Consider the following 11859-nt stretch of genomic DNA (forward strand, 5'->3'; position numbering starts at 1 on the left):
ACATCGCTCTATTTGGCATACGCTATATATAGTGTCTTTGCGTAAGTCCTGATAAAGTAGTGAAGTTAGTTATGCGGGGAGAATTTAAACGTAGACAAGCACCCCCTGGATTGACAATTAGCGATCGCGCTTTTGGCACTAGTTGGCGGATGCCTATTGCTAAAGAGTTAGAGCAGAATAAGACCAGAAAATTAAGTAAATGAGGTGATATACTCCTACTTATTTAACTTAAATAATTGAAGTTTTTTAATTGAGAATAATCAGGCGATCGCACATAAATACAGTGAACATCGCTCTGATCTATTATGTACTATATATAGTGTCTTTGTTAAATTAATTAGTCTTAACCTGAAATCATATGAACCAGCCCCCCGGAGGGGAACATGATATTACTTATCTAAAGCCTTATCCCACTCTAACTGATGAGCTAAACCATACTTAATAAAATCTTCTGTTTTCACTCGATCGCTTTTACCAAAAACTCCTAAACTATAAGGATTATCTTGCATACGTTGTCTAACTTGCTCTTGTTCAAATTTTGCTACTTCCTCTCTAGGGCGATCAGGTTTAAAAAAGTCTACAACTAAAACTACTCTGTCATAATTAGTATAATTGTGGGGGCAGTGTGGATAACTGTGGTCTAAAATCATAAACTTGCCTTCTTGCCAGTAAAGTTTATCGTGACATATTTTCATTGCTACATCCCCTTCCGGTACTATTAATCCTAGATAACCACGATTTGTATGATGGTTATAGTTAACATGGAGCTTAATATCTAAACCAGGATGGAATATACCAAAATACACATTTCTGAGAATATTATCATTACTTGAATTAATTTTTTTAATCGCTTCAGCCAAACTAGGAAAATATTTATCTCTTAATATCAGAGCTTTTTCTAATACAGAGTATAGTTCATAATCAGGATACTGTATTTGATGAAATTTAATATATTCTTCAATCAACATACCTTGAAATAAAATCCCAAAAGCACTGTATTTTCCATTACCTTTAGTTTTAATGGTTTTACTTTTGGGACCCATCACATCATAAGTAAATTTTAATTCTTGTTCAGAGGCATTGTGAGTAAAACTTGTAAATTCATCTTTAATTTCTAGCCAGTTATCTTGAAAAATTTTGAGAAAAGGAAATTGCTTTGGATCTAGATAATACTCATTATAATTTTCCATTGTTTTTTCTATTCCTGAAAATGAGCAAGGGTTTTTCAATTTTGACATAATTTACACAATATACAACTATTATCAATATTATAGTACCTTTCCCTGAAATTATCCTGTCATAGTAATCAATAACCAGTAATATATAAGTTGTATAATTGTCTATCAAATTTAATATATTATTGTTTAGCGTGTTAAACTACCAAGAAATTATCTCCAAATTATCAAGTATCAAAACAGTCATCGCCCCAATGACATTAGCTATTTTAGTAGGGTTTATATTCGACTGGCTAAACTTTCCTGTTGGTTGGTTGCTTGGTCCAATGATTGCTGGAATTATCTATGCAATTATTAAAGGTAGTCCCCAACCATTACCCAGAATCATAATTCTGCTTGGCAAAGCGATCGTTGGTATTGCTACAGCATTTCGCTTTTCCCCAGAAACAATTAGTATAGTTACCACTTATGCTTTTCCTGTAGTCGGATGTATTTTGATCACTGCTGCCTTAAGTATGTTTAAGGGATATCTATTGTCTGTATGGGGTGGAGTTAGTCGCCCTACAGGTTTTCTGGCATCTATTCCTGGTGCAGCTTCTGCTATTGTTGCTATGAGTGAAGAATTAGGTGCAGATCCTATTGCTGTTACTATCCTCCAATATTTGCGAGTATTATTAGTAGTCTTCATTGTACCGACTGCAACCATCTTGATGTTTCCTGCTATTGACAAAACTGAGACTACATTTCTTTTAGCATCAGGTAAAACCACTATACCCATGTTTTGGAATTTATTAATAGTAGCAGGATGTTGTGGTTTAGGAATTTGGGGTGGAAAAAAATTGCGTTTGCCTTCCTCTGCTTTTTTGGGTAGCTTTATTGTTGGGTTGACTACTTTGTGGGGAACGCCATACCAATTACAAGTTCCTCAATGGTTGTTTGCTGTAGGTTTGTTGCTAGTCGGAATTTTTATTGGAGTTCAGTTTGACTGGGAAAATGCTCGAAAATTGTGGAAAGCTATTTTAGTTGAGATCGTATTGGTAATAATTTTAATTATGGGTTTCTTTATAGTAGGTTATGAATTTCATCAATTTACTCAGGTTGATTTAATTACTTCTATGTTAAGTTTTACCCCTGGAGGAATAGAAGCGATGATTGCAACAGTTAATGAATTAGGTGGTGATGCTGGTTTAGTCTTGGCAATTCAACTTACTAGAATGTTAACTATTATTTTAATTGGTCCTGGGTTAACTACCTTGATAGCTAAGAGAATGAAACGTACTGATATTGTCTCAGAATAGCAAAATAGCTGAATTATTGTCAGAATATTGGAATAGATCGCTATCTAGAGTAGGGTAGGCAAACATCAAGTCTATTAACCGCTAATATCAATTACTACATTTACCCACCTCTACAAAAAATTATCTTAATTAATACCTAATACCCAAATACTCTGATTTGTACTACTGTATCTGGAATATAACTCTCATTTGAGAATGTAACTGAGCTTGCTGGTACGACTTCATAAGTTCTGTCTTCTTGACCAAATGGGGGTAATTGTATTGGGTTGTCAATATCAGTGTTTATTACAGCTTCGTTATTTGAGAAATTGCTGAAATTCACATCTATTAAGTTAACTCCAGATGGAGGTATATCGTCATATAAAACGTCTCCAGAGAATGGCAATTGTCTTAAACAATCTGGCTCTAGGTCTAAAATACAATAATATTCATCTGCCATTGCAGGGCGGGGGGAAACTACTGCAAAAGATAGTAAACAGACAAGAAATGCAACGATGACTTTGCCTAATGCTTTTTTCATTTTTATGACTCCGCAAGTAACTTTGTGTGAGAACGTTTTCTCCAAAAACAGACTATAACAAACTGTATTAGATTGACTATTCTTTAGCTTTTATTAATATTTCAGAAGTTTAAGACATCCATGATTGATTATATTAAATCCGCCAATTGTAGATATATCTAATAACCTCATAATCATGATTTTAAGCTATTAATTGTGAGGTTATTACACCGGATTTTATATTACTAATATTAACAACTACATTTACCCACCATACTATTTTTTTTTGATTTTTAACTTTAATTAGGGGTTGCACATTAAAGAATGATAATAGATTTTGAACTGTCCATATATTGAGGAAAGAATTACCTAAAAATATCTACTTTCGGATTTCATCATTCCTAATTGTGCAACGCCGATAATCTGAGAGTAATTCATTTTTAACTCTATAGATAGTTTTTCCTATTTTTACTGCTAATCTTTTTAAAAAATTGCAGACTAGCATCGCACAGGCTATATAATTTTTCTGAATTTGTCTGAGACGAGATTGACAGAATTCGCTTGGCTTTAATTGCTTAATTTCCCTGTGAAATTCTTCAATTTTCCATCTGGTTTTAGACTCAAACTCTACCGCATCTAAATGAAAATTTAGCTAAGTCATTAGTCGCAATATATTCTGTCCTGTTGGTCGAAACAGTTGCCCAGAATAGTTTAACTTTCTTAAATAAGCGCGAGTGTTTTGGCATAAGTTATGATAATTTTGTTGTTCAGGCGTTTCGGCTGTCGCCAACATGTTTGCAGAGCATTCCCTATACGAAAAGGCGGAGCCTAGCAGCAGCTATATCGCCAAGAGTAATTAAGTCAGGAGCGCTAGTAAGAATAAATTATTAAGGTTTAACGCTATATGCTATATAGAACCCATTTGGTATCTCCAGAAAATAGGCTTGAAGGAGAAGTAATTGATAAAAAATTGGTAAGAATTGATTTGATAATTGGATTTTGGGAGATATCTAATACACCTCATCTCCCCATTTCTCCACACTCCCCCACTCCCCCACTCCCCTACTCTCTAATCTATAATTTTAAATAGATCCCTTCAGGGGTTCTATATAGTGTCCTTGCGTAAGTCCTGAAAATTTGATATTGTTGTTTTTGGTTAGATTTAGGTAAAAAATATGTCCTTATATCTCAAGCAACATCTCGCGCTTTTCGTCTATTAAACAATAGTAAATCTATGTCAGACAATTCCTTTATTCCACCCAAACAGATGGAAGTCAGCTCCAAAACTGCCCGTGAGATCTTCCAAGAAGTCATGGATAATCCAACTCGAAAAGAGTTTGGTTTCGGCGACAAAGCCGCAATCGTCAATATTGACCTACAACAAGCCTATACGTCTGGGGAATTTAAGACTTCATACCAAACCCATCCAAAGCAGTTAGATTATATCAATCAAGTTTCTGATCGCGCACGAAACCTCGGCTTTCCGGTGATCTGGACTCATGTCGCATATATGGACAACGCCGATGATGCTGGAGTCTGGGGAACAAGGACAAACACCCCAGATTCACTCCAAAATATAAAATTCACCAGCAAAAGGGCTGAATTCGACCACAGACTCGAAATTCACAAAGACATAGATGCCATCATACTGAAAAAGATGCCGAGTGCATTTTTTGAAACGAATCTTCAGTCATTACTAACATGGCATAAAGTTGATACTGTCATTATTACCGGAGGCAGTACTTCGGGATGTATCAGAGCCACCGCCGTCGATTCGTTATCCCGTGGTTACCGCACGATCGTCCCAATCGAATGCGTGGCAGACAAGCACGAGTCATTCCATTTTGCCAATCTAACGGATCTAGCCCTTAAGTATGCTGACATCAAACCCGTAGATTCTGTTCTTCAGTGGTTAGCAAACCAACCAATAGAATGAAACAAGACCTAAATCTTTATAAAGAGTGGCCTTATATTAATAGACCAAAAATAGAATGGCCCAATAAAGCACGCGTTGCATTTTGGGTGGCACCAAATATTGAATTCTATGAAATAAACCCACCACCCAATCCCTTTCGCACACCATGGCCGCAACCCTATCCCCCAGTAGCTGGATATTCTATTCGGGATTATGGGAATCGTGTGGGACATATACGACAAATGAAGCTTCTTGATAAGTACGGACTACGGGGGTCTATATCTCTTTCAACCGCTTTATGTCATCACCATCCCGAAATCATTGAGCTATGCCGTGAGAGGGAGTGGGAATTCTTCTCCCATGGGATTTACAACACCCGCTATACCTATGGTCTCTCAGAGGAACAAGAGCGATCTATGATCCGCGAGTCCATGGACATCATTAAAGAGTTTACCGGACAAACATGTGCTGGCTATTTAGCTCCAGCGCTCTCTCACTCGGAAAAAACAATCGATATTTTTGCGGAGGAGGGAGGAATCTATACCTGTGACCTTTTTCACGATGACCAACCAACTCCAATAACAGTATCGTCTGGTAAGAAATTCGTCTCTATTCCCTATTCCTTAGAAATGAATGATACGATCGTCTTTGCTGTGCAAAAAGTCGAGCCTAGGCGTTATACTCAAATGCTGAAAGACAATTTCGATCAGCTCTACAAGGAAGGAGCAGAATCCGGCACCGTTATGTGCATTCCTACGCACAACTACCAGATTTCCTGTCCACACCGAATCAAAGCATTTGAGGAGGCACTCGAATACATCACCGGTCATTCTGACGTTTGGCTAACAACCGGGCGAGAAATTGCCCAGTACTACCTTGATCACTACTACGATTGTTGTTCAGAGGATATCGACAAAAGGATAGAAAACCATGACTGAATTGCCTTCAGAGTATTTGGAATACCCACGACGAAAGTATGGTATGGATCATGATTTCTACGATTGGTCTATGATGCAAGACCGTCCAAAGTTCCAATGGCGACATGGTAAAAAAGTTACCGTATTTCTTAACCTAAATCTGGAGTTTTTTCCTCTCGATCAGCAAAAGCACCCTTTTCAAGCACCCGGTGGAATGAAAAAGCCCTACCCAGATCTTCGTCACTTCACCCTAAGAGACCATGGGAACAGGGTTGGTGTGTATCGCTTGCTTGAAGTAACCGATCAACTGGGCATTAAGCCTTCTTTATCGATTAACGGACAAATGATTGATCGACACCCCCAACTCATCAAGGAAATAAAAAAAAGGGACGCTGAGATCATTGCTCATGGCTGGAACATGAATTGCCCTCACTACGGTGGGATGGAGCGAGAGTTAGAATTAGAGTATATCAGGGAAACAAAAGTACGACTGGAAACTACTTTTGAAAAAGATGTCACAGGCTGGCTTTCGCCTGGTAAGAGCCAAAGTGAGAATACTCCAGACTTACTTGTAGAGTCCGGATTCTCATTTATGATGGACTGGGTTAATGATGAACTACCTTACGCATTCAATACGAAGAAAGGTGGTATCGTTTCGTTTCCACTTTCAACGGAAATCGAAGATCGATTCGTACTCTTGGATAATCTCCATTCAGAATCCGAGTGGGTCGAGCAGGTAATAGACTCCTACAAATTTCTTTCTGAGGAAGCAGAACAGGAAGAATGCGGCCGACTCTTAACGCTCAATATTCATCCTTGGGTACTCGGGCAAGCTCATCGCGCCAAGTATTTTGAGCAAACTTTGTCTTACCTGAAAGGCCAAAAGGAAGTCTGCTTTGCCTCGGCACAGAGCATTATCAAAATGATTGGCCTGGGGTTTGAGTGAAAGTGACAGAAAATGAGTTTGACTAGCTTCTTTTTCATCGTCTTTTTTGATCGCGTAAGTCATGTGAATATTAATTTATTGCATCTGAGTTCCCGGAAAGCAAGCGTAACGCACCAGGCAATATCAAAAATGGTGCGTTATATAGAATCCGATTGAATAGTCGTCATTGCGAGCGACAGTGAAGCAATCTCGTGGGACCCCTGAGATTGCTTCCTTCCACTCCGTTCCAGTCGCAATGACTTGGCTATACTAATTATCCGAATTCTATATTACATGATTGGGGGGCGGGTTTATTTGATCAAACGTGAAAACTCATTAACTTAATGGGAAAACCCGCCCCTACTATTGCACTATTTTAGCTTTGTCAGTTGACTTCTAAATTCTAAATTGCGCGTACTGCAATATTAGCTCAAATATTTATCCAATACCTGATGAAAGTGACGGATGCGAGATTCTTGATAGTTACTCAGAGTAATACCAGGTTTTGCAGATGCCTTCAACCCCTTTTGCAGTCGCAGAAAATTGGAAGTATCTTGATCTAGAAAAGGTCCTATTCCTCCTAATTCTGGTGCATCAGCAAAGTTCTGTTCTAATGTCAGCCAGGTAATTTTAGCTGTTGGTGGAGTCATTCCAGGTGGCAATGGTTGGAGCAAAAGCACATCCATAATACAAAAATCGGGATTAGCACCATAAGGTCTAAACCTAAACTGGAGCGGTTGACCAACACCAGGCCAGGTCATAAAGTTGGGGAAAATAAAGTAAGAAATTGCATCTAGCATTTCTGTATCAGAAACAGCAGAGCAGTCAACCTTAAGATGTTCCTTTAAGGTTTGGCGAGTCACCTCTGCTGCATAAGCACGGGGGTTCATTTCCTCAGACATTTGTAATGTTGCTGGGTCTCCTCCTTTAAATTCTATTAGAGCTTTAGCGGGAGCCATTGGGTCTTTTGGCTGACCAAGATGAGGACTACAAACACCAAACGGACTAATCATGCGATTGTGACGACCGTAAATGTCATATTGGGAATTAACATCTCCGATAAGTTTGAGAATTTGTGGATGTGTTGTAATTACATGATAAGATTCTAATGTAGCCGTTAGTGTAACTTTCCAGTTAGCAGGCATCACTTTGGCAACGTGAACTGCTGTAAACCTTTCCTGTAAAGCAAATTGTTGGAAATGTTCGGGTATATTTTCTAAGTAACTTTCCAGAGACTCACAATTTGGGTCAAAATTAATAAAGACAAAACCCTGACATGTTGCCACCTTAATTTCAGGCAACCGGAAAGCTTCATCCTCTACTTGTTCAAAATCCCACCGACAAGGAATATGAGCCAGGGTACCATCCAATTTCCATGTCCAACCATGAAAGGGACATTGTAGAGCTAAAGTGTTTCCCTCGTTAACACATAACTGGGTTCCACGGTGCAAACAAGAATTGTAGAATGCCTGAATTTTATCAACCTTACTCCGGACAACAATCACCGAAAGGTCAGCGACATCATATACCACATAATCGCCCACATTGGGAATATTTTCTTCTCGACAAGCCCACTGCCAGACTTTTTTCCACATCTTTTCGACTTCTAAATTATGATATTCTTGGGAAAAGAATATTTCTCTGGGGATATCAGCAGTTCCCAGATTTTTGATTGACTCTTGTTTGAGTACAGGTGGCACGGTTCGGCTATCTGTTTGCAATATTTCCTGCACCGTTTCCATTTCATCTCTGGTGAAATTTTTGCTAGTCATTTGATTATTGATAGATAAATTGCAAATATATCTTATATCATGTTTGCTTAAATTAAAGCTCGTAGTAGGGCTTTAGCCCGAATCTATCTTTGGGCTAAAGCCCTACTACAAACAAATACGCAAAAAGTTACGGAAACTCGAATGATACAGACTATAGAGTATTTCTCCCCCAATTTCTTGCAAATGTAAAAATTCTAGCCAAGTTTCCAGCACTTCCTCCACATCATATTCATCCACATTTATGAATTGAGATATCGCCTCGACAGAAACGGTTTCTTCTTGCTCGACTAACACTCTCAGCACACCTAACTCAATTTCCGACAAACCCTCACCAGCCATTTTTTGCCACAAACTCTGGTAATATTCCTCTAAACTAGCAGGCAAATTCCGATCCCCCCCTTCCCAAGGGGGGTTAGGGGGGATCAACTCACCCCCTTCCCAAGAGGGATTAGGGGGGATAACACCCAACACCCGACTCAAATACATAAAATTATCCCCGCTTGCAGCCACAAACTCCCGACAAAATTCTGCTTCACTCTGATAATTTTCAGCAACCCAAGATTTACAGCAGTTTCGGAGTTAGTGAGGTACAGATTTTTAGGACTTTAGGCAACAGGCACTATTGCTACAGGCAACAGATAATTAATTAAAGTGTACCTCACCATCCTAAAAAGTGCTGTAATATTTGCTCCGACTTCGGGAATTGCCAAATAATGCTCAATGTATGCTCGTGCATCTTCCCGGTTTTGTTCCGGATATTCTTCTAAATTCAGTGTTTCCGCAGGAGTTTCAATTAATAAACCAGACTTTGCTCTCAAAAATGGTCTGCGGGCGAGGAGGAAATAGACTTGTTTCGGCAAATATCTCGGCAGGTAGAATATATTAGAGTCTCGTGGTTGACTTTGGCGATCGAGGTTGTCGCATCCATCCACAACTACGATTAATTTTTCCTCTGCTGTGAGGTTGTCGCTAATTTTCTGGAGTAATAGAGATAGATACCAACTGCCTTCGGTAACGTTATCGGGAAGGGTGGGGTTTTGGCCGTCTATTTTTTGGATGAGTTGGGTGCATAAGGTGATGAGAAATTCGTCAGCGCGGTTTTTGCCCTCAACTTCCACAGTGTAATAAACAGTTTGGGGGTTTTGGATGGTGTAGTTGGCGAGGATGGCACTTTTACCGCTACCGGGGGAACCGATGAGAGTGAAGTATCCGTGGTTGTGATTTTGGAGGAAGTTGTTGATGGTGGTAGAGATGAGGGAGCGATCAACATAATTCTCGGTTTTTTGTTGAATGGGTAGTGCTGTATATGTAGTGATAACTTAATTAAATTATTAATTTCTGATACAATTATCCCAAATATTACTTGATAATTTGTTGAAAAATATAGCGCTAATTATTAGGGTTAGGACATTTATAAATCCTGAAACCCTTTGACAGTTTACTATTCCCTATTCCCTATTCCCTAGCGCTATAAAATTTTAATTATGGAGGCGATCGCCTCCATAATAGATCCAATTATGTAGTCATCAAGATTTTAGCCTATTGATTGTGAGGTTGTTGAACCGGATTTGATATTATTCAGTTTATTCAACAAATCCCTTCTTATATATGACTTTCAACTAGCTTGTCACCCCGTTAGCTAATGGTTATGTTTAATTTGGTTTAGGACAACTACCTAAACCCCAATCTACATATAAATCACAGGGATCTGTCTCCCGTAACCAAGTAACAAATCTTTTATAGTCTGCAACCGTGTGAATTCCTACACAACCAGCAGTACCGTAGAAAGGAGGATGATTCCAGTCAATATGAATTTCAATCCCACTTCTTCTTGTGTAATTGGGTCCTTTGTAATCTATGGGAACAGTAACAGGACCTATACCTTTATTAAAAACAGCACCATAATACTTATCTTTGCCACCAGCCCATACAATATTGTTAATGTACCATTTACCTTCAGGAAGTGGTGTCATAGACATTGGAATACTATCTATTCCTTTACGGAAAAGTTGTTTATTACGTTGTCCTGAACAAACATTGAGACTATCTTTTACTTTTCCATTCTTGATATATTCCAAAATCAAGATATACAAACCATAACGATCTTTGCGATTTGTTTTGGTTAATCGAAGATATGTTCCTTGTGGAGGAGGAGAAATATCATCATCTTCTTTTTTTGTACCCCATAATTTAGCCCATGTCTTCGGTCCTACCTTGCCATCAGCTTCTCCTGAACCAAAAACATCAGCTTGAAAACTTCTGACTGCATCATCAGTACCACTACCAAAAATACCGTCAATTTCTCGTTTGTAATAACCTAAATCTTTGAGACGCTCTTGCATTTCTTGGATATCATGTCCGGGAGCATTTTCATCACTCATTCCTTTAATTAGCAAATCTTGTTCTAATGTTGGTGGATTTTCAACACTAGAAAATAATGTTTGGGTATGCCCAACAAACTCAATTCGCTTTCCATCTGGAATTTTTTCCCCAACAGATGCGATGTGAAATTTTTTAGCTTTGGGATATTGGTTTAAAAGATTGGTTAAATCTTCTTTTAGATTACTTTTAACAGTGACAATTTCTACTACTTTATCTTTATTGTAGGCAACAACTACCAAGTCTTCTCCTTCTGGATATCCTTTAAGCCAAGTCACGGAATGTTCAACTGATGGTTCAAAATCAAGAGTCGTTCCAAAACCATCTTTTTTACGAAATAAGAGTTCTTCGTCTTTACGACGATTAGTTAGCCCTTTTAATACTTGTCTTACTCCATCTACTGTGGCTTTATTCCAACGTTTAAACTCCGATGCCGCCCCTTCATAATCTTTTTGATTGAGTTTACGACGTAAGGTACTATTTTTAAATGCCCCTATTCCTACATTATAAGCAAAAGAAACTAAAGCATCAAACTGATTTTGATTAATCTCAACACTAATTAGTTGAGTAATAGCATCAGCTTTTTCTTGACATTCATAAAGGAGAAAGCCTTCTGCTTGTTGATCTGTAATTCTGTCATGTTCTTTAACTTTTCGTCTATCAGGATCAGGATATACTGTTGTGCCATATCCGATAGTCCAAACACCAGCAGGACATCGGTATGCACTAAGCTTACATCCTTCCCATTTTTTGATTAAGTCTATACAGTTTTGTGAAATTTTCATGGTAATTTCTCCAAAATTAAACATCCAATAGACCTCTCCGGAAATTGGGATTTTACACAGGTTGTTACAGGAGTTTTTGTGAATTATCGGAGATGTCTAATCTGTTCATTCCGTAACTGTAATTAAGTGCCAACTCACCTGCAATCACAAACTAGATAACCAATTTACGCCATTTCAGCCTTCATTACTTATTA

General features: G+C 38.3%; 12 protein-coding genes and 1 pseudogene. 6 read left to right on the forward strand and 7 right to left on the reverse strand.

The annotated features are described in order from the left end of the window. Positions 1 to 71: 71 nt before the first annotated feature. Positions 72 to 203, forward strand: coding sequence for a hypothetical protein (locus tag ACP6PL_RS29240; RefSeq protein ID WP_426548868.1), 132 nt, complete (start codon positions 72 to 74; stop codon positions 201 to 203). Positions 204 to 389: 186 nt separating this feature from the next. Here the strand turns inward: ACP6PL_RS29240 and ACP6PL_RS29245 are convergent, their stop codons facing one another. Next, on the reverse strand, positions 390 to 1190 hold the full coding sequence (locus ACP6PL_RS29245; protein ID WP_426548869.1) for an aspartyl/asparaginyl beta-hydroxylase domain-containing protein: 801 nt from the start codon (positions 1188 to 1190) through the stop codon (positions 390 to 392). Between the two features lie 239 nt (positions 1191 to 1429). Between ACP6PL_RS29245 and ACP6PL_RS29250 the strand changes: the two genes are divergently transcribed. Next, positions 1430 to 2473: an AbrB family transcriptional regulator gene (locus ACP6PL_RS29250; protein ID WP_426548871.1), complete on the forward strand. Its 1044-nt coding sequence runs from the start codon at positions 1430 to 1432 to the stop codon at positions 2471 to 2473. A 136-nt stretch (positions 2474 to 2609) separates the two neighbouring features. Here the strand turns inward: ACP6PL_RS29250 and ACP6PL_RS29255 are convergent, their stop codons facing one another. Beyond that, positions 2610 to 2993, reverse strand: coding sequence for a hypothetical protein (locus ACP6PL_RS29255; protein ID WP_426548872.1), 384 nt, complete (start codon positions 2991 to 2993; stop codon positions 2610 to 2612). A gap of 358 nt (positions 2994 to 3351) precedes the next feature. Further along, positions 3352 to 3691 (reverse strand): annotated as a pseudogene (locus ACP6PL_RS29260) (IS701 family transposase); the annotation flags it as partial. Positions 3692 to 4206: 515 nt separating this feature from the next. Here ACP6PL_RS29260 and ACP6PL_RS29265 point away from each other — a divergent pair. From ACP6PL_RS29265 to ACP6PL_RS29275, 3 genes are read left to right on the forward strand one after another with little or no spacing between them, the layout of a single operon-like run. After that, a complete protein-coding gene (locus ACP6PL_RS29265) occupies positions 4207 to 4908 on the forward strand; it encodes an isochorismatase family protein (RefSeq protein WP_426548873.1) in 702 nt (233 codons plus the stop codon). Beyond that, on the forward strand, positions 4905 to 5825 hold the full coding sequence (locus tag ACP6PL_RS29270; RefSeq protein ID WP_426548875.1) for a polysaccharide deacetylase family protein: 921 nt from the start codon (positions 4905 to 4907) through the stop codon (positions 5823 to 5825). Before ACP6PL_RS29265 ends, ACP6PL_RS29270 begins: the two co-directional genes overlap by 4 nt. Further along, on the forward strand, positions 5818 to 6750 hold the full coding sequence (locus ACP6PL_RS29275) for a polysaccharide deacetylase family protein (RefSeq protein WP_426548876.1): 933 nt from the start codon (positions 5818 to 5820) through the stop codon (positions 6748 to 6750). Before ACP6PL_RS29270 ends, ACP6PL_RS29275 begins: the two co-directional genes overlap by 8 nt. A 404-nt stretch (positions 6751 to 7154) precedes the next feature. Here ACP6PL_RS29275 and ACP6PL_RS29280 read toward each other — a convergent pair whose 3' ends face one another. From ACP6PL_RS29280 to ACP6PL_RS29290, 3 genes are all read right to left on the reverse strand, one after another. Further along, positions 7155 to 8501, reverse strand: coding sequence for an aromatic ring-hydroxylating oxygenase subunit alpha (locus tag ACP6PL_RS29280; protein ID WP_426548877.1), 1347 nt, complete (start codon positions 8499 to 8501; stop codon positions 7155 to 7157). Positions 8502 to 8606: 105 nt separating this feature from the next. Further along, positions 8607 to 9011 (reverse strand): hypothetical protein, encoded by a 405-nt coding sequence (locus ACP6PL_RS29285; RefSeq protein ID WP_426548878.1) that lies wholly within the window; start codon positions 9009 to 9011, stop codon positions 8607 to 8609. Between the two features lie 95 nt (positions 9012 to 9106). Then, the gene (locus ACP6PL_RS29290; protein WP_426548897.1) at positions 9107 to 9697 is read right to left on the reverse strand and encodes an AAA family ATPase; all 591 of its coding nucleotides are present in this window, start codon (positions 9695 to 9697) and stop codon (positions 9107 to 9109) included. Between ACP6PL_RS29290 and ACP6PL_RS29295 the strand changes: the two genes are divergently transcribed. Continuing rightward, positions 9635 to 9799, forward strand: coding sequence for a hypothetical protein (locus ACP6PL_RS29295; RefSeq protein ID WP_426548879.1), 165 nt, complete (start codon positions 9635 to 9637; stop codon positions 9797 to 9799). The genes ACP6PL_RS29290 and ACP6PL_RS29295 overlap by 63 nt on opposite strands. 354 nt (positions 9800 to 10153) lie before the next feature. Here ACP6PL_RS29295 and ACP6PL_RS29300 read toward each other — a convergent pair whose 3' ends face one another. Beyond that, a complete protein-coding gene (locus tag ACP6PL_RS29300) occupies positions 10154 to 11665 on the reverse strand; it encodes a glycoside hydrolase family protein (RefSeq protein ID WP_426548880.1) in 1512 nt (503 codons plus the stop codon). Between the last annotated feature and the right edge of the window lie 194 nt (positions 11666 to 11859).

It is taken from the genome of Dapis purpurea BLCC-M126 (assembly GCF_050015975.1).
Lineage (GTDB): Bacteria > Cyanobacteriota > Cyanobacteriia > Cyanobacteriales > Microcoleaceae > Trichodesmium.